This is a genomic window from Arthrobacter monumenti (genome assembly GCF_054511255.1).
This window is the reverse complement of sequence record NZ_JBTNCY010000003.1, coordinates 62,274-81,745: the sequence shown is the minus strand read 5'-3', so window position 1 is coordinate 81,745 and position 19,472 is coordinate 62,274. Positions and strand designations below refer to the sequence as shown.

Annotated in this window: 17 protein-coding genes; 5 read left to right on the top strand and 12 right to left on the bottom strand. The window is 61.4% G+C overall.

Annotated elements, in window-relative coordinates; all coding sequences use genetic code 11:
* Positions 1-2: 2 nt before the first annotated feature.
* A complete protein-coding gene (locus ACX80B_RS05105) occupies positions 3-749 on the bottom strand; it encodes a CDP-alcohol phosphatidyltransferase family protein (RefSeq protein ID WP_459293753.1) in 747 nt (248 codons plus the stop codon).
* Positions 750-779: 30 nt separating this feature from the next.
* Between ACX80B_RS05105 and ACX80B_RS05100 the strand changes: the two genes are divergently transcribed.
* The 4 genes from ACX80B_RS05100 to ACX80B_RS05085 are packed head-to-tail and all read left to right on the top strand — an operon-like array spanning position 780 to position 4,231.
* Positions 780-1,775 carry a zinc-dependent alcohol dehydrogenase gene (locus ACX80B_RS05100; RefSeq protein ID WP_459293751.1) on the top strand — a complete coding sequence of 332 codons (996 nt, stop codon included), beginning with the start codon at positions 780-782 and terminating at the stop codon, positions 1,773-1,775.
* Between the two features lie 59 nt (positions 1,776-1,834).
* On the top strand, positions 1,835-2,224 hold the full coding sequence (locus tag ACX80B_RS05095) for a 6-pyruvoyl trahydropterin synthase family protein (protein ID WP_459293749.1): 390 nt from the start codon (positions 1,835-1,837) through the stop codon (positions 2,222-2,224).
* Positions 2,208-3,386 (top strand): glycosyltransferase family 4 protein, encoded by a 1,179-nt coding sequence (locus tag ACX80B_RS05090; protein WP_459293747.1) that lies wholly within the window; start codon positions 2,208-2,210, stop codon positions 3,384-3,386. Before ACX80B_RS05095 ends, ACX80B_RS05090 begins: the two co-directional genes overlap by 17 nt.
* Entirely contained in the window at positions 3,344-4,231 is an 888-nt protein-coding gene (locus tag ACX80B_RS05085) for a class I SAM-dependent methyltransferase (protein WP_459293745.1), read from the top strand. Before ACX80B_RS05090 ends, ACX80B_RS05085 begins: the two co-directional genes overlap by 43 nt.
* 373 nt (positions 4,232-4,604) lie before the next feature.
* Here the strand turns inward: ACX80B_RS05085 and ACX80B_RS05080 are convergent, their stop codons facing one another.
* The 3 genes from ACX80B_RS05080 to ACX80B_RS05070 all read right to left on the bottom strand — a co-directional run bounded on the left by ACX80B_RS05080 (position 4,605) and on the right by ACX80B_RS05070 (position 9,772).
* On the bottom strand, positions 4,605-6,755 hold the full coding sequence (locus tag ACX80B_RS05080) for a hypothetical protein (RefSeq protein WP_459293743.1): 2,151 nt from the start codon (positions 6,753-6,755) through the stop codon (positions 4,605-4,607).
* Positions 6,756-6,949: 194 nt separating this feature from the next.
* Positions 6,950-8,149, bottom strand: coding sequence for a M20 family metallopeptidase (locus ACX80B_RS05075; RefSeq protein WP_459293741.1), 1,200 nt, complete (start codon positions 8,147-8,149; stop codon positions 6,950-6,952).
* 54 nt (positions 8,150-8,203) lie between these two features.
* Positions 8,204-9,772 carry an AbgT family transporter gene (locus ACX80B_RS05070; RefSeq protein WP_459293739.1) on the bottom strand — a complete coding sequence of 523 codons (1,569 nt, stop codon included), beginning with the start codon at positions 9,770-9,772 and terminating at the stop codon, positions 8,204-8,206.
* Positions 9,773-10,226: 454 nt separating this feature from the next.
* On the opposite strand from ACX80B_RS05070, the gene ACX80B_RS05065 reads away from it, so the two are divergent.
* The gene (locus ACX80B_RS05065) at positions 10,227-11,231 is read left to right on the top strand and encodes an Lrp/AsnC family transcriptional regulator (RefSeq protein WP_459293737.1); all 1,005 of its coding nucleotides are present in this window, start codon (positions 10,227-10,229) and stop codon (positions 11,229-11,231) included.
* A 782-nt stretch (positions 11,232-12,013) separates the two neighbouring features.
* On the opposite strand, the gene ACX80B_RS05060 is transcribed toward ACX80B_RS05065, so the two are convergent.
* The 8 genes from ACX80B_RS05060 to ACX80B_RS05025 form a co-directional block, all read right to left on the bottom strand.
* Positions 12,014-12,235 (bottom strand): cold-shock protein, encoded by a 222-nt coding sequence (locus ACX80B_RS05060; protein WP_459293735.1) that lies wholly within the window; start codon positions 12,233-12,235, stop codon positions 12,014-12,016.
* A gap of 169 nt (positions 12,236-12,404) precedes the next feature.
* The gene (locus tag ACX80B_RS05055; protein ID WP_459293733.1) at positions 12,405-13,178 is read right to left on the bottom strand and encodes a hypothetical protein; all 774 of its coding nucleotides are present in this window, start codon (positions 13,176-13,178) and stop codon (positions 12,405-12,407) included.
* Between the two features lie 627 nt (positions 13,179-13,805).
* A complete protein-coding gene (locus tag ACX80B_RS05050; protein WP_459293731.1) occupies positions 13,806-14,558 on the bottom strand; it encodes a class I SAM-dependent methyltransferase in 753 nt (250 codons plus the stop codon).
* Positions 14,559-14,692: 134 nt separating this feature from the next.
* Positions 14,693-15,796 (bottom strand): YihY/virulence factor BrkB family protein, encoded by a 1,104-nt coding sequence (locus tag ACX80B_RS05045; protein WP_459293729.1) that lies wholly within the window; start codon positions 15,794-15,796, stop codon positions 14,693-14,695.
* Between the two features lie 843 nt (positions 15,797-16,639).
* The gene (locus ACX80B_RS05040; protein ID WP_459293727.1) at positions 16,640-17,992 is read right to left on the bottom strand and encodes a serine/threonine-protein kinase; all 1,353 of its coding nucleotides are present in this window, start codon (positions 17,990-17,992) and stop codon (positions 16,640-16,642) included.
* 197 nt (positions 17,993-18,189) lie between these two features.
* Complete coding sequence (locus ACX80B_RS05035) at positions 18,190-18,636, bottom strand: DUF4383 domain-containing protein (protein WP_459293725.1); 447 nt, start codon at positions 18,634-18,636, stop codon at positions 18,190-18,192.
* 102 nt (positions 18,637-18,738) lie between these two features.
* Positions 18,739-18,936 carry a helix-turn-helix domain-containing protein gene (locus tag ACX80B_RS05030; RefSeq protein ID WP_459293723.1) on the bottom strand — a complete coding sequence of 66 codons (198 nt, stop codon included), beginning with the start codon at positions 18,934-18,936 and terminating at the stop codon, positions 18,739-18,741.
* Positions 18,937-19,253: 317 nt separating this feature from the next.
* Entirely contained in the window at positions 19,254-19,457 is a 204-nt protein-coding gene (locus ACX80B_RS05025; RefSeq protein ID WP_459293721.1) for a cold-shock protein, read from the bottom strand.
* Positions 19,458-19,472: the final 15 nt, after the last annotated feature.

Below are 19,472 nucleotides of genomic sequence, written 5' to 3'. Positions count from 1 at the left end.
GGTTAGGGCGTCAATAGGTGTTTGGCTGCACCGTCCGGATGCCGATGGTGGCGCCACTCCATCACGCCGACGTCGCGGGCAAACGAGGCGGTCAGCAGCAGGAGGGCCAGCGTGACGACAGTTGCTCCAATCGCGGCGGGCATTCCGGGTGCCAACGCGACCAGCAGCGCGAACGCCTGAGCAGCGCCGATAAACTTCCGGACCATGCTCGGCTGCAGCGGTGCTTTCAGGGCGGGCCGGATCCAGGACGCAGCCACAAACGCATAGCGCATCAGGCCAATGGCGAGTGTCCACCAGCCGAGCGCTCCCACCGCCGCCCAGCAAAGCACGAGCAGCAGGGCGGCATCGACCTCCATGTCCAACCGGGCTCCATCCTCCGACGCGCAGCCAAAGTGCCGGGCAATCCGGCCGTCGACGGCGTCGAGCACGAACGCCACCGTGCCGATCGCGATCAGCAGCCAGCCCGGTTCCAAGGCTGTGCCGAGGGTGGGGACGACAATCGTCGCGCAGCAACCCACCAATACGGCCCGGATCAGCGTGACCCGGTCGGCCGGCGTCGAGAAACGGGGACTGCGCCGCAACACGAATGCCGCCAGGACAATGGTGATTGCTGCGCCGGTGGCGAGCGCGAGGTAGCGGGACCCGGTAAAGGCGGAGGAATCGGCCGCCAACAAGATACCCGCAGGGAAAAACACCGCGATGGTGCCCATCGCGTCGGCCGTCGCGCGGCGTGCGGAGCTGGTTCCCATCACTCCCCCCTTATATATATGGTACTAAGTATGGTTGCAGATTCCTTGGGGGAGAAGGCGTGTGCTTTTTGGGCCGTCGCTCCCGGAAAAGGTGAGCTGCGCCAGGAGGATTTGAAGGCGCCGGGACCGGGCGAGGCGCTGGTCCGCACACTCCATACCGGCATCAGCCGCGGCACCGAAATGCTGGTGTACAACGGGCAGGTTCCGGCCTCGGTCCGCGACCAAATGCGCAGCCCGTTCCAGGAGGGCGACTTGCCAGGGCCGGTGAAGTACGGGTACCTCTCCGTCGGTCTCGTCGAGCAGGGTCCGCCGGAACTCGAGGGGCGCACGGTGTTCTGCCTCTACCCGCATCAGGACCGCTTTGTGGCCCCGGCCGATGCGCTGGTTCCGGTTCCGGAAGGCGTTCCGGCCCGGCGTGCTGTACTGGCCGGAACTATGGAAACGGCGATTAACGCCGTCTGGGAAGCGGGTCCGCGGCTGGGCGACCGGGTCGCGGTGATCGGCGCCGGCATGGTGGGCCTGCTCGTCGCGGCGCTGTTGAAACGGTTTCCGCTAGGCCGGCTGCAGTTGGCTGATATTGACCTGGCAAAGGGTACGACGGCGGCCGCGTTCGGCATCGATTTCGTCGCACCCGGCGAGGCTGCGGACAACTGCGACATCGTCATTCACTGCTCGGCGTCAGGTGAGGGGCTGGCCACCGGGTTGGGGCTGCTCGGCGTCGAAGGTGAACTGATCGAGATGTCCTGGTACGGCGAACGAGAGGTTCAGGTTCCGCTCGGGGCCGAGTTCCATTCCCGCCGGTTGAGCATCCGCGCCAGCCAGGTCGGCGCCGTCGCCCCGGTGCGCAGGGCACGGCGGAGCAACCGCGACCGGCTGCTGCTGGCTCTGGAGTTGTTGAAGGATCCCGCTTTCGATGCCTTGTTATCGGGTAACAGCGATTTCGCCGATCTGCCGGCCGTGATGGAGCGGCTCGCGTCCGGCGAGCTCAACGCGTTGTGCCACGTCATCGACTACCCGGACCGGTGAAAGATCTGAAGGAAGTTTGCGGGACCGCAGTTTCCAGGAGCAACCAGCAAGGAGAATAGATGTATTCGGTGGGCGTTTCGGACCACATCATGATCGCGCACAGCCTTCCGCGGCCGACCTTCGGGCCGGCGCAGGGCCTGCATGGAGCCACCTACGTCGTCGAGGTCAGCTTTCAGCGGCGCGAACTGGATGAGGACAATGTCGTTATTGACATCGGCAAGGCCACCGGCGAATTGTCCACCACATTGGAAGGGCTGCGTTACAGGAATCTGGACGAACATCCCGACTTCGCCGGTCAGCTCACCACCACGGAGGCGCTCGCCCGCTACATCGCCGACCGGCTGGCTGGTACTGACCTGGTCGAGGGGCTGGCCGGTCTGGAAGTGACGTTGCGTGAAACCCCCAACGCGTGGGCCTCGTACCGGATCGACTTTGAAGCCGCCGGATAACGACGCCGGCCCGGCACCGGCGCTGGTGCTGCCCGGAAACGTCGATACTGTCGTCAGCGGAGGCAATATCTATGACCGCCGCCTCCGTGACGCGCTCCGCGAGGCCGGTGCCGACGTCGAGGTCGCCACGGTGGATGGAAGCTGGCCGCAGCCCGACAAGGCCAGTGAGCAGGAACTTGCCCAGGCGCTGCGGCGGGCCGGGCATGGCACCTCCGGAAGCAACGACGTCGAACCCCATTTGCGCTTGGACGGCGGGCAACGGCTGGGATCAGGTGGCGGACCACCGAGACACGGCGGCAATGAACCACCGAGCCGGCCCGTGATCGTCGACGGCATGATAGCCGCCGGTTGCCCTCGCGTTGTCCAGAATGCGGTGTCTTCCGGGATCGATGTCCGGGTTCTTGTGCACATGCCTCTGGCGCTGGACACCGGTCTGGACGCCGACACGGCCGCCGCCCTCGACCGGTTTGAGCGGGAAGCTTTGCATGCCGCGCGGGGGGTAATCGCCACCAGCAATTGGGCGGCGAACGAGCTGCGCCGTCGTCATGGTTTGTCCGATGTGGCCGTCGCCGCACCAGGCGTGGATCCGGCCCCGCTGGCGCAAGGCTCCACCCCTCCACTCATCCTGCAGGTGGGGACCATCAGTCCCGTAAAGAACCAACTCACCACTGTCGCGGCTTTGGCCCGCCTGACGGAATTCGACTGGACGGCGCGGCTCATCGGTCCGTCCGGTCCCGACGCCGGCTACCTTGAGCAGGTGCGATCCGCCATCCGTGAAGCCGGGTTGGGAGACCGGGTCGAGTTGATGGGGGAGTTGACCGGAACCGATCTCGACGATCAGTGGCATGCCGCCGACATATCGGTTCTGCCATCATGGGCCGAAACCTACGGGATGGTGGTCGCTGAGTCGCTGGCCCGCGCGGTGCCGGTGGTGGTTCCGACCGGGACCGGGGCAGAAAACACCTTGGGTTGGGACAGCGAGGGGCGCCGCCCAGGTTTCGTCGTCGATCCCGGATCCGCCGACGATATGGCCGCGGCGCTCGCAGGTTGGCTGGCTGACGCCTCTGTCCGGCAGAGTGTGCGACTCGCAGCTGAAAACCGCCGAGCTATGCTGACGGGATGGGAAAACACCGTGCAGTCAGTACTGAGGACACTGGAATAAGCGGCGCCGCGATGGCCGGCATGCCCGAACGGCCGGAACGCCCCGCCGATGCCGGATGGTTGTCCTTGCGCATGCCCGCGGATGACAAGGCCCGCGGCTACACCATCGAACCGCTGATCGGACCGCTCGTCGAGTGGCTGCGACCATCTGCCCAGGGCGATCAGGTTAACGTCGTCGACCTCGGCGCCGGTACCGGTTCCAACGCGCACTGGTTGGCTCCCCGCCTGCCCTTTGCCCAGCACTGGACCCTGGTCGACCACGACGCGCATCTGCTCTCCCGAGCCGATCCGCCCGCAAGCTTCACCGGCAGAACCGGAAAAATGGAGGACGTCGGACGGATACTGGCTGAAGCATCGGCTGATGGCCGGCACCCGCCCGCCTTGGTCACCTGTTCGGCGCTGCTCGATGTACTGACCGACGCCGACATCGAGGCAATCTGCAGCGCGGCGACGGAGGCCTCCTGCGCCGTGTTGTTCAGCCTGACCGTGACCGGACAGGTGGAGTTCACACCGGCCGAACCACTCGACCTGGAACTGGCCAAGGCCTTCGACGATCACCAACGCCGCGAAGGCAGGCTCGGACCGGACGCCGCCGCAGCCGCCCACGCCGCCTTGGCTCGCCACGGATTATCCGTAACCTCCGTTGACACTCCCTGGGAATTGGATAGTTCGACGCCGGACCTGTTCAGCACTTGGGTGGATGAGTGGGTCGAAGCCGCGCTCGAGCAGGAACCCGCCCTGGCCAGCGAAGCTGACGCCTGGCTTGGCCGCCGCCTAGCACAGCTGCGGCAGGGGGAGCTGTCCGTCCGGGTAGAACATCAGGACCTACTCGCTCTGCCTAGATAGATCAGAGGACAAGGCCTATTGAGCTTGACTTACCGCTTAGACGGCGGTTGACATATTCGCCCGTTATCGGAGTCACGGCGGCTTACGGCCGCCACTATAGCTTAGGAAGAGAAGCCACGGGGAAGAAACTACGTCAGTCCAGCTTCAGCTGTTCTGTGACGTAGACATATGGATGACCGGGAGTGTGGGCATTAGAGCTGCCTCCGCGCCCGGTACAACCCCGACCAACGCCGACCCCAAAGAGTATCCTTCGCGGGACCGGACGTTGCTCCCGATCCCGGCGCAGTCTCACCAGTGCTCGCTGTCGGTGTGCTCGCCGTGACGGCCTTGGACGAGCCCCGGATTGGCGGGTAACGGTGAGGGGTATGAATATCTAGCGGACCCTAAAGGTGCGGGATTCGTTCGTTACAGTCAGGTAACCGGGTTTTGTGCCGGTGACAAGGACGGAGACGGCTTTGCCCCGGTCTGCCGAGCGCAGGGTGTAGGTCCTGGCCGTCGCGCCCGAGATCCTCGTTCCGTTGCGCAGCCACTGATATATCAGGGCCGTTCCGGACGTCCAGATCCCGGGGTTCACTGTCATCCGGTAGCCGACCCGTTGCGTCCCGGACAGGCTGGGGGATGTGTTGGAGAGGATGCCGTAACCCGGTTTCCGGACGGCTGAGTACCGGGTCGCCGTTGTGTATCCGGTTTGGGAACCTGTCACGCGGATGCGGATCTGCTGGCCTCGGTCGGCGGCTGACAGCGCGTAGATGCGGCCGGTAGCGGCCGTGATATTCCTGCCGTTGCGCTGCCATTGGTATTTGAAGACGGTGCCGGGAGTCCAGGCGTAGGGCAATGTGGCGGTGACCCGCTTTCCCACCCGCATGGTTCCGTCGATACGGGGAGTGGTGGTGCTGAGTCTGCCGGTCACCGGACGCTGTGACGGGGAGATTCTGATGACGGTCGTGTAACCAGCTTTGGAACCGGCGACCCTGACCTGCAGGACCTGATTCAGGTCGGCTTTGACCGAGGTATAGGTTTTCGCTGTGGCCCCGGTGATCGGCTGTTCATTGCGAAGCCATTGATACTTTAACGTGGTGCCGCTCGTCCACGCCCCCGCTGAGGCTGCGAATAGACTGCCGACTCCTGCTTCCCCGCTGATCGCCGGGGTCGGCGCCTTCAAGGTACCTGCAGCAATAATGACAGCGGCGGATTCAGTGGTTTCACTAGCGTATCCGGGAGCCTGGGAGCGGACCCGGACACTGACCTTGTGTCCACGGTCCGCGGCGGCGGGTGTATAGGTTTTCGCGCCCTCGTTTTCGATCTGCTGGCCGTCACGGAGCCAGGTATAGGCGTGATACGCGGCAACAGGGCTGGGGTGGCTGGCCGGATCGATCTGCCGGTGCCCAGCCGTCAGCGTGGAGCCCACGGCACCGGTGCCGTGGATGGACACGGTTCCGATCCCGAGGCTGCCGGGGCGCACCGGGTCGCTCAGAACAGTGCGGTGGCGTATGGTTCCGTCCGGCCACGTGGCTTTGACCTGCAGGACTATGATCCCGCCGGCGTGCTCAGGCAGCAGCCGGAAAGCCGTCCCGGTCGGCGACGCTGTCTCATAGCGGCTGCGGGCCCAGGCGTATTCCAGTGTCGCTGCCGTATCCGGCCAGGAGGAATGCGCGTTGAGGGTTTTGCCGACGACGGTTTCCCCCATGATGTGCGTGGCTCCGACCGGGTGCGCCGGGTCCTGGATGCGAATAGCTGCTCCGCTGTCCACGGTGGTGAAGTTGTCCCGGTAGTCGTAGAGCCATATATCGCCCAGTGGGTAGTCCCCGTAGGGGGTGGCGTCATCGGTGTTGTATCGGTGGACGATGGTGTGGGTTCCGTCCCCGTTGACGCGTTCTTCGCTATATTGGGGATCAAGGCCGGGCCCATCACTCGGGGACAGGACACGCCTGGCAAGCTCATAATCCGTCTGGAGGATGGATGACTCCTCACGGACGCGCATTTTCACCGTGATGTCCTCACCGGGAACGGCGACGGCCGGTTCGACGGTGATCGATTCAAGCACGGGGACATCGCCGTCATAGTTCGGATTCTCGATACGGTAACTCAACGGGTCCAGAACCGCACGGTCGGTCACCTCTGTGACGTTGTCCCAACTGTCCGTAAGGATGAGTTTTTCCACCACCACAGTGGAGGGACCAAGGTTGGAGGAATAAAGGCCGCAGAGCGATAGCTTCCAAGTGCCCGTTTCCTGCACAAACCAACCGGAAATGTAGGATCCGCACCCCCCGCTCAACGTGGGCGGTCCATCACGACGGATCACCGCGTCAACGGCCCGGACACCGCTTGGGTCAACCGCTTCGATGTCTAGCGATGTCCAATCGCCGTGTCGGGTGATCACCTCGGACCCGACCCGCTCAACTGAAACAAGTTCCGGACCCGAAGTGTCCTCACCTGCCACAGCCAGGGCCGCCGGCGGCGCGCCCGTCAGCACGAGCGCCACAATGGCCCAAAACACCCCGAACTTCAAAAGCGTTGCACGCATGCGTTCCCCCAAGCCAGCGGCCGCATCAACGCGCCCAGTTCCAGCATCTTATGCGAATGCCATAGCAACTCCTAACACCGATATTCCTCCCACCTCATGGATCAAAATTATTTCCCCCCGGAGGGCTGAATTACCGCTGACGGCCAAGCTGCGAAGCCTGAAAGAGCTTGACGTATGCGACGCGTTACCGGTAATCAGCTCGTAGGCTCCTTGACCTTGATAAGGGCGGATGGGGGTTGGCTATTGGCGGAGGGCGCGCCGAGTAAGATGCCCGTAATTAGCGCCACTTGGCGTGGGAACCCACTGGCTAGGAGGTGTTCGTGCCGGGCGTGGGGGCCGGCGCCGATGGCGCCGAGTCCGTCGATTACAGGCAGGCCCAGGGCGGCAATGAAGTTTGCGTCACTGGCTCCGCCTACGGCGACCTGCTGTAGTTCCGTTCCGCTTTCTGCGGCCACAGATTTGGCCAGTTCTATGAACGGTAGTGACGCTGTATTCGGGTTCATGGGTGGTCGGTTCCAGTCCGTGTCCATGTGGATTTTTACTCTGGTGTCCGGAGATACAATGGCCTGCAGGCCCTGTCGGAGGCGGTCCTGTTCGGCTGGCTCCTGTATGCGGATATCCACTTGGCAGGACGCAGCGCCGGCAACAACGTTGCGTGTGCTCCCGCCGTGGAATGTCCCTACGTTGACTGTCGTTCCTATCTCAGGTTTAGCGAGTTCCGTTATTTTCGGAACGAGCCGGGCCAGTGCGTGAATGGCGCTTGCCCCTTCGAGAGGGTTCAAGCCGGCGTGGGATTCCACTCCAATGGCGTGGATATCGACCAGTAGCATGCCTTTCCGCTGGGTTTTGATGTGCCCGTCCACACTCGGTTCTGTGACGAGTGTCAGCAGGGTCCGTTTGGCTGCGGCTTCAATGTGAGGACGGGAGGCGTGACTGCCGATTTCCTCGTCACCGTTGAGCAGTATCCGTACACCTGGGTGTTCCAGTCCGAGGTGCCGAGCGGCGAGGAATGACCACACCGCCTGCACCAGCCCGGCCTTCATATCAAAGGTCCCGGGCCCCGAAACGTGGTCGCCATCGATTGCCATCGGCCACTCGTCGATTGTGCCTTCGGGCCATACTGTGTCGTAATGGCACACGAACAGGACTTCTCCCTCATCGGTGCCCTCCCACGCAATTTCCATGATGTCACCGTAATTTCCACCATCATGTATCTGCGCTTGGCTTGGTTCGCCAAGCCGCTCCAGCAGCCATGCGTGGGTGGCCGCGAGGGCGGTGGCCAGCAGGTCTTTTCGGGAACTCGGGCTTTCGAGGTGGACCAGATGACGTAGGTCCTCCAGCATGCGGTGCAGGTTTTCTGTGGCGAAAGCTTCGACGTCGGTGGTGTGATGCAAAAGGATCTCCTGATCTTAGTGGGCTTGGGGGTGGCTTTTTGCCTGTGGCCGGGTTTACCTCACTGGGACACCAGGGCCCAGGGGAAGGCCGGTGGCGTACCAGAGGATGAAGAATAGGAACCAGCCCACCAGTAGAGAGATGGATATGGGCAAGGTCAGCGAGATGAGCGTGCCAATTCCGGCTGAGGATTTGTATTTCTGTATGTATCCCAGAGCCAATGCGAAATACGGGCTCATTGGACTGATGACGTTCGTCGGGGAGTCGCCCATCCTGAAGAGCACTTGTGTCACTTCCGGGTCGGTGCCAAGCAACATAAGCATCGGTACCAGAACCGGCGCCATGAGCGCCCACTGCGCAGAGCCGCTGGTGATAAATATGTTCATGGTACAGACCAGCAGTACTACGGCGGCATACAGGACCAGTGTTGGGACTTGGGCTTGTTCGATGAGTTCGGCACCCTTAATAGCGATAATTGGTCCGAGCTCCGACCACTTGAAGTATGCGATGAACTGGGCGGCAGCAAAGAACAGCACGATGATGGGACCCAGTTCTTTAACGCCTCTGGCCATGAACGGGGGTATGTCCCTTGGTGCCGTAATGGTTCCGACGGTGAGTCCATAGACGGTACCCAGAGCAAGGAAAACCACCCCGATAACGACAGCGATGCCTGTCATCAATGGTGACGTCAGGACGCCGCCATCTTCCCCCAGGAACGGTGACGATGGGATGGCAAGCGCAGCAGTAAAGAGGGCGGCCATAATCACAAGAGCGATAGCCGTGTTGCGCAGGCCCCTGCGCTCTATCACTCTGGGAGTCAGCGACTCGCTGATCTGATCGTCAGAGCCGTCCTCGGCGGGATCTTCTTTCATATTCTTCGTAGTCTTGACTAGGACAGTCTCAGTGACCAAGGTGACAATCAGAGCCAGGACCACTGCGGAGGCGGCAGTGAAGAAGTAGTTTGAGATGGGACTGACCACATATTCTGGGTCGATGAGATTGGCCCCGGCCGTTGTCAGGCCCGCCAAGAGAGGATCCGACGCGGTAATGAGCAACGAGGCGTTGTAACCAGCCGAAGCCGATCCAAAGGCGACGATAGCACCGAGGATGGGACTGCGTCCCACGCTTTTAAAGATTACGGCTCCGAGGGGAATCAGCACCACGTAGATGGCGTCGGAAGCCACTGACCCCGTGATGCCGGTTAGAGCGAGGGTGAAGGTCAGCCACTTGGGGGAGACCTTCGTAACCACGCCCCGGATGGCCGCTGCGATGAGGCCGCTGTTCTCCGCGACCGCGACACCGAGCATCACGACGATGATGATGCCCAGAGGGGGGAAGCTCACAAAATTCGGCACGGCTTCCGTAATGATCCGGTGCAGGCCTTCTGCCGTGAGCAGGCTCTGCACTGCTATTTCAGAGCCATCGGCAGGTGAAGTAGCAGAGACTCCAAAGTAGGCGAGGATTCCGCTCAATGCGAGCACGACCCCAGCGATAATGATGAACAACCAGAACGGGTGCGGTAACTTATTACCTACTCTTTCGATACCGCCAAGCAAGCGTAGAAGAAAGTTATCTTTCTCCGCCACGGCTCCATCCCGCACAGGCGACTTCTGCTCGTTTTTCATAGTGCATCCCTACATATCGCATTGTTTTCAACCGGCGTGGGCAAATCATTCGTCAGTTTCGTGGTCAGAATCAAAGAAAAGAAGGACGGCGGCTTGCGCACTGCCCTTCCCTCGTTAGGAACGGCCGGGCTGGACCAATGAACGGCCTCGCGCACCCGGTCCACGTGGCCCCCGGCAAGCCGGCCCGCTTTACTTCCATGGCTGAACATCACTGGTCTCCGCGGCGTGCCCGCTGGACCAGCATGGCCACAAGCCATCTTGGCACCGGTGATCTAGCTCTCATGGTCCAACAACTTAGGCCATATCTTTCCATGTAGCAAACGTTGATGACGTTTTCGTTCATTATCAGGTGCAAATATGGTTTCTTAGACCTACAAATGGGGTTCTTATGGCCTGTATTGTTTTCTCTATGACGAGTCCAGTTCCAGCAAAACCTTTACGGGCCCCCCCTGCTATGGATTCGGCTGATCTTGACATCGTCGCCGCTCTTCAAATTGCGCCCCGTGTGCCGGCCAATGCCCTGGCCGGCATCCTCGATGAGCCAGCAAGTACAGTCACCCGGCGCTTGAAACGTCTACAGCAGGAAAGGCTTGTCCGCGTTATCGGAAGTTTCGCCTGGCCGCTTGTCACGTCCGGCAACCCCCGGCAAATGTGGTTTCGCTGCCGCCCGGGAGAAACCTTCGACGTAGCGGAGCGGCTCAAAGACTTTCCCGAAATCCAGTTTCTAATGGCCACCTCGGGCAGCGCGGACATCTACGCCGACGTATACCCTTTGCTGGGTTCCGACATAACTGAAATCATCAGTAGCCGCATCCCTTCCATATCCGGAATCGTGTCAACTGAAAGCCAACTCATCCTTAAGTCTCAACGAGTCGGGCAATCATGGCGGCTCCACCGACTAACTCCCCGACAAAACGAAGCGCTTGCCGCTTTCGCGGTTCCGGTCAACCGTCCTCCTTTCGCAACCATTGGCGATCTCAATGAGATAGAGTTCCAAACCCTGCTTGAACTAGGACGAAGTGCCCGCGTATCAGCAGCCGAGGTTGCCCGGAAGCTTAATGTCAGCAGATCCTCCGCCTACAGGACTATTCAAACCTTGCTCGCCACTGGTGCCATATCACCCCGCGTTGAAATAGAACCCGCGGTGGCCGGCTATCCCCTCAACGCAATAGTTTCCCTGCAAGTCGACCCACCCGCGATCGCGACAGTGCTGGATGAACTTAGTCGACACACATCGGCGCGAACGGTCTCTATGGTTGCCGGTAAGGCATCGGTAATCCACAACGGAGTTTTCGCTGGGCCCGAAGAGCTGGCCCGATTCATCACCGACGACATCGGTGCCCTCGAAGGTGTTCGATCCTTGGACACATGTGTCGGACTGAGCGTGCTGCGTCGCTACTGGATGGACCGCGATGGAATTCGTATCGGAAACCAGGTCGACGGTCTGATTCGCCGCTAGTACCACCTGATGTCGCTGCTGCGGCGCTACCGGCTCATGCCGTCGCATCGAGCGACGGCCATAGCCCATCGCCGAGAACAACATCAGGAGGAATCATGAAGCCCATAGTCTCGGCATCTAGGTTGCTGTTTGCCGCGGGGTGGCCCTTGACTTTGGCTAGCTGGCAAGCCTTCACGTGACTTGTCGCGGATCGGGTCTCATTCAAATTCAGTGAGCATGAGCAGCACATTACGGAGGAGCCGGCCGACAGGGCCGGTGGTATCGTGAACGTTGCCGCCGATGCTTAGCTTGATGTTTCGCTTTGGTGAGGTCTTCAACGATATCGCGGGCATCGGGGCTGGATCACCCGAGCCGATCCAGTTTCGCGATGACGGAGGTGTCGCTGGCTCGGCATGCAGCGACGCTTTCCACGTCCTGGCCGTTCGCGGTTTGCCCCGGGCAGCCCATGGGCAACCGAACGAGATTTGCAGGGACACCCAGCGCCGCGAGGACATGCGCTGCGCAGCCAGTGTCCTGTTCGTTGGGTGACGCACGCGCATACGATGACGTGTCCGTCCATGAGAGCGATTCTAGCGGTTGAGCGGCCTTCATTGGGCTTTTTCTCGGGCGGGGTATACGCGAATAGGGGGAGCCAGCGTCTATATGGGGTTTCTCAACTGTAGGGGAGTGGCGGAAGTTGTTGCGCTGGAGGTTCGGCTTACGGAACAGCCCCGCTTGCTTGCTGGGCACTTCTCTTTGACTTGGCCCTATACGGGCCGCCAGTCCGTCCACCCGTAGCAGCGTCATCTTCCGCGGTCGGAGCTGAGACGCTGGATGCGGCTGGCGCGTGGCCCTCTCTTTCCCTGTTTGATTTCAAACTGCACTTTCTGGCCGGCGTAGAGGAGGCGGTAACCGTGACCGGTGACGGCTGAATAATGCGCGAACACGTCTTCACCGCCGTCGTCCGGCACGATCAGTCCGTAGCCCTTCGAGGGGCTGAACCACCTTACGGTTCCGGTCGCCATTGCTTGATCCACTTCCCGGACCGGCAGCCTGTGTCGCGGCGCCAACTCCGGGACGCCGGAGCGGGCCAGAAGGGAAGCGGTGAGCAGGAAACGTCCGATTCACGCCGTAGGGCCCTTGCCTCCCGGAACTGAGGAGGTAAGGGCCCTACGGCGGTCATTTATACAGGACCTAATTCTGAGAGCGGCGGCGCAGGGCGTAGGCACCACCGGCTGCGGCCAGCAGGCCACCACCGAGAGCGATCATGCCCATCTCGTTTCCGCCGTTGCCACCATTGTTGGAAGCTGCGGCGGTAACACCGGTGTCAGCTCCACCTGCGGGCATCATCTCCAAGGAACCACACAGGGCCGGAGCCGTGGCTGCCAGGGGCAGTTCCGGAACCAGGTTGGACTTGGCGTTGGCCGCTGCGTCGCTCAGGCCGGCAGGGTCAATGCCGTGGACGACGATGACGCCGGTGCCTTCAGCCAGGGAGTCCTGGGTGGCATCGCTCAGCTCGAAGGTCTCTTCATAGGTGAACGATCCACCGGACGGGGCAACGCTGATGTCGGTGGCGGCTGCCGGGCTCTTATCGGCATCGCCGAGGGACAGGGTCGTGCCGATTTCACCGTAGGAGGGCACACCTTCGACCGTGTCGACGATTCCGTCGCCATTGGCGTCGTCAGCGGCGATGGTCGGGCAGGTTCCCTGCGCGGCGATGTGGATGTGCTGCACGTGGGGGAATGCGCCTTCGCCGAACATTTCGGCCAGGCCGGCAGCCTCAACCGTGACGGTCGCGGTGGAGCCCTCAACGTTGATCCAGGCGCCACCGCTGGCACCGGTCTCGTTGATGTCCTGGAACGTCGTCGAGTAGGTACCCGAAGCGTGGTCGGCCATTGCGGGCGCACCGGCCATAGCAGTCAGGCCCAAAGCAACGGCGGGGGCCAGCAAAAGTACTTTTTTCTTCATCTCGATCTCCTCATCAGGGATGCGGGCCCAAACCTTTTTGGACGCCATTCATACATCTAATTCGTTGTGATCGTCATCATGGATGGTTTTATAGGGCGCCTTTTCAAGGGTTTTCGCAGCTGTCATCTGTTGGACGGTGCCCACGACCAGCTCGTAGGCGGGCCTGGCAATGGTTTGTTGCTTTTGCCTCAAGCATTTACGACTCCAGCGGTGGTGGGGGCCTCGGTCATGGGCAACTCCAACGATGAAGCAAGTCGTCCACACGGACGGTGCGGTTTGCAGGGTGCTTCGCGACCGCATCTTAAGCGAAGGCGCCGATCAGAAAGCTTTATGCGTAATCTGGTTCACCACACATAAATACAATCCTGATGCGGGAGGTCCCATGATGTGGCTTCTGATGACACCGCCGGGCCGTGGACAGGGTCCGCACCTAACAGCGGTTCACCGGCAGCAGCATCGAATAAGACACACGGTCGGCTTCCAGCGGCCATGTGGACCGGTCCCTGTTGGCATACAAACCCTGCCGACTATGGCCGTATGGTGTTGAAGCCGATGATAGACCCGGGTTCTGGACCCGCTGGCGCGGGCAGCCTCCTCTTACTCTTAGAGGCTTCTGGTGGTTTGCTGTCACAGTATTTGCCCTTGGAGCAGGAAACGGTGCGAATGGGCAGTGAAAGGCCCGTCCCGGCTGATCCTGTCGTGCAGGGTCCGCAGCTGGGGCAGGTAGTTGTCGATAGTGAAACCGGGGATCTGCCATCCGACCGCCTGGACAAAGCTGATGACGGCGCCGACGTCGGCGAATACGGTGGGAATCATCGCTTCGGACTGACTTTCGATGACCAGCCCGGCGCCACGGAGTTCCTGTGAGGCGTAGTCGAGGTCCCACTGGGCGAAGGCCAACGGTGGGGCGCCGAGGGCCGCGTTGAGTTCGGCCAGGTCCCGGCCGCCGATCTGCTGCGTCAGATACGTGCCGCCGGGGGCCAGCACCCGGGCCACTTCACCGGCGTGGTAGAACTCGTGACTGTTGATGACCAGATCAAACTGGCCATCGGTCAACGGCAAATGCGCATCCTCGCTAAAGGCCACCACACTTACCCCGTAGGGTTCCAAAGCGGCACGGGCGACCGACAGATTGGGTTCCCACCCCTCGGTAGCAGTGATGTACGGCGGGGCCTCACCTTCGACATCTTCAAGGATGTCGACCAGCACCTCGCCACCGCCGGTACCCATATCCAGCATGGAGGTGGCATCGCGGGCGGCGGAGGCTGCCAGTGATTCATAATTCCATGGAGTCACGCCACCTTGAACCCGGTTACCGTAGACCGAAAAATCCCAGCCATCTGCAGCAACCGCCTGCTCGACCAGCGCCTCGAAATCCATACCGTTACACTACACAGCCCCGTTCCCGGCCCGCCGAACAAGCCGCGGCACCGGGTGCAGTCCAGGTGCCGCAAGGCTGACTGTCAGGGAGCGGACGCCGTCGTTGCGGAGGCGGTCTATCCGCGGGGTCCGGTTCAGCCACCTCTGGCGGCGAGCCGCGCCCGCTGGCGCAGCGACGGCAACCGGCCGTTGCTGGACTCGCGGTGGGCAGCGATAGTGTCGGCCGTTCCCACCACGCCCCACGCGGTTGCGTAAAGATACACCTGGCTGAGCAGGTAGAACCAAACGAACAGCCCGAGTATCACCGCAAAGGACGCCAACAGCGGATTGCTGCCGGCCGTCCCGAGCAGCTGGGTACTGAACGTGCGCAGCACGGTGCTGCCGATGGCCGCCAACAGGGACGTCTGGAACATCACTGTCCGCGGCATCCTGATCCCGGAGGCGAGTCGGAACATGATCACTGCGACCACCATGTCCAGCACCAGCGTCACCAGGGTTCCGGCGATCATGGTCAGGTATTTGGCCAATGCGCCCAGATTGAGCAGGTCGATCATTGCTCCCAGGACAGTGTTGGCCAGCACGCCGACGCTGAAGGTAACCACCATGGCCACTGCCAGGATGAGCAGTGTGCCAAAGTCTTTCACCTTAACCTGTACCGGGTTGCCCTGCAGCGGCAGCAGGTCGAAGATTCCGCGCATCCCCTCCCGCAGGCTGCCGATCCAACGCAGGGCGGTCAGCAGCATGGTTGCCGTCGAGATAATCAACGTGATGCTTAGCGCCCCGTCGGTGTCAAACAATTGTTCCGGGGTCACCAGCCCGCCGGATCCGGTGTCAATGAGATTGGGCACCTGCTGGCTGACGCCATCGACGATCAGTTGCTGCAGTCCGCGGTTGCCGACCACGACCAGTCCAAGAATGGAAAATCCGGCCACCAGCATCGCCGTGACGGCGAAAAACATGTTGTAGGAGATGCCGGCGGCCATCAACGGGCCATGGCGGCGGGTGTACACCTGAAAGGCACGCATCGGTTTGACGGTATTAATTCGGGCCAGAAACCACATCATCGTCGCAAGCGAAACGGCGAGAGATCCCTTGCGCTGACGCCGTACCTTGGCGATCTCACGCCGCTTGTGCAGGGACACCACCTTCAGTTTCGCCAGTTCGGTCGGAGAAGGCTGCTCCCCGCTTGCCGGGGCGCGGGAAGGGCCGACCGGATTCCTCGTAGTTGCTCTAACCACCAAAGCTCACCCGGCTGCCGCCCAGATTCTCTGGGAGGGAAGAAGGTAGTTCTGCAGGACTGGTCGGACCGGGTGCCGGCGAGGGCGTGGTTTCTCCCGCCCCAGAGGTGGGGGAGGGCGCGGGCGCACTGGGCTGGGGTTCCGGTATTGGGGTGGTCTCAGTTTCGGTTGGGGCAGGTTCGGCTGCGGGAGTGGTCACCGTTTCGCTGGGCTCGGGTTCTGGTGCAGGTGGTGTGGGTGTGGGCGGGCTGGGTTCCTGCGCCGGGGTGGTCTCAGTTTCAGCCGGCTCGGGTTCGGGGACGGGAGTTGTCGCAGTTTCTGTGGGCTCGGGTTCTGGTGCCGGCTGCGGTGCAGGTAGCTGCCCGCCATTCTCTGGCGCCGGGATGAACGTGGAGTTTCCTGGGCCCGGAGCGGGCGGAGCGGGGGCGGGCACGGGCCCGTGCGGTTCCGGGGCAGGTGCGGGAGCGGGGGCCGGTACGGGATCGTGCGTTGGCGTGGACATGGAATCCGGTTCAGGCTTCGGCCGGGGCGGTGTTTGTTCTGCGGCTTTGGCTTGGAGCTCGGTCTGAACAGTGGTGATGGCCTCTTCTATGCGCTCGATCCTATCGGAGCCGACGGAACCGTTTGCCGCTGCGGCGTCTACAGCGCTGCTGAGTTCAGTCAGGGCGTCCAAAGCCTGAGCATAGTCCTTTTCGGCGGCCTGTTGCGTGACGTTCAGTACGCCCGATTGCAGCCGGGCAGCCGCACCCGGCTCGTAGCTGGAAGTGATTGCGCATCCATTGAGAAGCGGCAGACTGAGCGTGGCTGCAGTTAAGAAGAGGCCGGCTTTTCTTGTGGTTTTCATTACCGTTGAACACTTTCCTGCAGGTTCTCAAGGTGAGGTCCCAGCTCACCGGGCACTGCCGGGTAATCGACCGGACTGCTGCCGGTATCCGGCGTGAGGGTCAGAGCCGTTGCTCCCGCCATGAGTGCGATTGCCACTATCAACGCTATGATGAGCCACCGTACGGGGCGGCGACTCCGTCGTTTGGCCGGCGTTCGCCCAGGATGATTGCGGCGGTGCTCATCTTCTTCGGGGAGGTCCAGGCGTGAACCGGTCCAGCCGGAAGCGGGTTGTAAGGCATTTGTACCCGAGACCGTGGGCATGGACGAGGTCTGTGGGCTCCGGTTTTCCGAAGGCGAGCCACCGGTTGGTGTGGCTCCAACAGAGCCGGAATCCGGAATGGTCCGCACCAGCTCTGTTGGAGCGGACATTGCCATGGCGCGGTCACCATCGTCTGCCTGGTGGCCGGAAAATGCGCGTAAAGCTGCTGCAACTTCAACAGACGTCGGACGCGCAGCCGGGTCACGGTCCGTCATAACCGTGAGCAATTCAACCCACTCATGACCGAGTGTCGCGGGGATATGCGGCCGGCCGTGAGGACTCCCCGTGGCGGAGGGCACAGCCTCACCGGTGTAGGACACCTCACCGGTAAGGCATTCAAACAGCACCAGCGCCAGCGAATAGATGTCTGCTGCCGCGGTGATCACCTCTCCGGCGGCCTGTTCCGGGCTGAAGTAGGCCGCTGTGCCGTTGAACTCGCCTTTTTGCGGCCCTCTGCGCTGTGTGAGTGCTGCGATGCCGGCGTCGGCGAGTTTTGGTTGCATGGCCCGCTGGCGGTTGCCGGTCCCGCCGATGAGGATATTGGCAGGTTTAACGCCACGGTGCACGGTTCCGTGGCGATGAATATGAGTTAGAGCCGTAGCAATGCCCAGGCCGATGGCTGCAGTCTCCGCCCCGCTTAACCGGCCCTGCCGGCTGGAACTGTGCAGGGACAATTTCCGGTGCAGATCGGGGCCGTCAACGAGTTCCATGATCAGGTAGGCGCGCCCGTCAAGGACATCGGTTTCCACTCCCGCGTCAAAGACAGTCACCAGGTTTGGGTGGTTCAGGCCGGCCGAGACGCGGACCTCCTGGCGGATCCGTTCGGCTTCAACACCGTCATCGAGAGCCGGGCGAAAGAGTTTAATGGCCACATCCCTGCCAAGAACCTCATCCCGGCCTCGGTATACGGTGGCCATGCCACTCTGCCCGATCAGTGCTCCCAGCCGGTATCGTCTGCCCAGCAAGCCTTCGGAGGTCATTGAAGAGGAATGGTCAGGGGAGGTTGCTTTAGGCGTACGGGCCGGTCTTTCCATCTCTGTTTGGGTCTTCATCCCTTCCACCACTTTCATCGAATTCCCTTCCCCGTAAAAAGTAAGTGCCACTGCATCTGAAATCTCTGTCCCGTTGCGGATCCCGGCATTGGTTCTGATCACAACGGCCGTTTTCACAACCTCAAGATGCCATCACGGATTCCTTGCCGCGAAGGCAAGTGGTTTCGGCCGTGCTGGGCGGGCTTCAGTGGGACTTCTCAGCTCTGCGGGTCGTACGCGGGCCCAAATGCGAGGCCCAAAGCAGCCATACCGAGGCCCAGACCAAGATGCAGCCAATTGTCCGCCACATTCAGCCGGACAAAATTCGCGGTTGACCCGCTATCGGTGAGAACACCGTAGAGCCACAACAAGAGGTAAATCACGCCACCAGCCGTCAAGTAGGTACGGGCGGAGGATGCCGTCTTTGCCAGGGCAATCCCGGCTGCGCCATAGAGCAGGTGAACAATATTGTGCAGAACGGAAACCTGAAAGAGCCCGAGCAGCATGGCTTCGGACCCGTGACCGGCAAACTGCAGGGCCGCATAGTTGGTCGTGATGCCCGGGATGAATCCCAGAACACCGACGAGTACAAAAACAGCACCGGCTGCCAGAGAAGCCTTTTGTACAGCGGTTCGGTCGCTCTGCAAATGTCTTGACGTTGACACAGTGATGGTTCTTTCCTCCTGAAAGTTTGCCCTAGCCATGAAACGGGAAGATCGTAGGTATGGGGATGTTTTGCCCACGTGTGTGCGTAGCCAGTTGGCCGTTCATCTTTGCTGACAGCCGCTGGTTTCGGGCATGTAAGCCTCAATAGCGTTGGCCGGTATACGGAATGAGCGGCCAAACTGAATGGAATTCAGTTCACCTGAGTGCACCTTGCGGTAAACAGTCATTTTGGACACGCGCAATGCGGCGGCGACTTCAGCCACCGTCATGAGCTCGACCGGATTGAATTTTCCATCCATCAGACAGTCCGCAACCGGTGGTGACCAGTGCATGGCAATGTGCGGTTCATGGGATCCCCCCCATTAATGCGACCGATAGGGCAACTGCTTTACCCGCGATCACTTTCTATACAATATTCGGCCAGAACACCCGACCGGATTGGTCGTTGCCCAGCGCGTAACGGTTACCAGGTCAGATCAGGCAGGAAAGAAATGTGCTACGACCTATCCGATTGCACTTCCAGGCCCCTTCTGTGAGGCCCTCGATGAAGTATTCGAAATCCCCGTCACGGCAGGAGTTTGAGATGAAGCCTTTCCAGTTCTTGGTCCCCCAGCGTCTAGAGGTGGCTGATGTTCTCTGCCTGCAGCCCCTTGGAGCCTTGGGTTATGTCGAACTGGACTTTCTGGTTTTCGTCCAGGGAGCGGTATCCGCCGCCGGTGATGGCTGAGTAGTGCGCGAAGACGTCGGCGCTTCCATCATCGGGGGCAATGAAACCAAAGCCCTTTTCGGCGTTGAACCATTTCACTGTTCCTGTTGCCATGCTTATTCTCCTTCA

Coding starts and splice junctions, on each gene's coding strand:
- ACX80B_RS05060 (WP_459293735.1), bottom strand. CDS start 12,235: ATGGCGACCGGAACCGTAAGGTGGTTCAGCCCCTCGAAGGGCTACGGA.
- ACX80B_RS05025 (WP_459293721.1), bottom strand. CDS start 19,457: ATGGCAACAGGAACAGTGAAATGGTTCAACGCCGAAAAGGGCTTTGGT.
- ACX80B_RS05040 (WP_459293727.1), bottom strand. CDS start 17,992: ATGAAGACCCAAACAGAGATGGAAAGACCGGCCCGTACGCCTAAAGCA.
- ACX80B_RS05055 (WP_459293733.1), bottom strand. CDS start 13,178: ATGAAGAAAAAAGTACTTTTGCTGGCCCCCGCCGTTGCTTTGGGCCTG.
- ACX80B_RS05080 (WP_459293743.1), bottom strand. CDS start 6,755: ATGCGTGCAACGCTTTTGAAGTTCGGGGTGTTTTGGGCCATTGTGGCG.
- ACX80B_RS05050 (WP_459293731.1), bottom strand. CDS start 14,558: ATGGATTTCGAGGCGCTGGTCGAGCAGGCGGTTGCTGCAGATGGCTGG.
- ACX80B_RS05085 (WP_459293745.1), top strand. CDS start 3,344: ATGGGAAAACACCGTGCAGTCAGTACTGAGGACACTGGAATAAGCGGC.
- ACX80B_RS05100 (WP_459293751.1), top strand. CDS start 780: ATGGTTGCAGATTCCTTGGGGGAGAAGGCGTGTGCTTTTTGGGCCGTC.
- ACX80B_RS05095 (WP_459293749.1), top strand. CDS start 1,835: ATGTATTCGGTGGGCGTTTCGGACCACATCATGATCGCGCACAGCCTT.
- ACX80B_RS05030 (WP_459293723.1), bottom strand. CDS start 18,936: ATGGATGGAAAATTCAATCCGGTCGAGCTCATGACGGTGGCTGAAGTC.
- ACX80B_RS05065 (WP_459293737.1), top strand. CDS start 10,227: ATGGATTCGGCTGATCTTGACATCGTCGCCGCTCTTCAAATTGCGCCC.
- ACX80B_RS05105 (WP_459293753.1), bottom strand. CDS start 749: ATGGGAACCAGCTCCGCACGCCGCGCGACGGCCGACGCGATGGGCACC.
- ACX80B_RS05070 (WP_459293739.1), bottom strand. CDS start 9,772: ATGAAAAACGAGCAGAAGTCGCCTGTGCGGGATGGAGCCGTGGCGGAG.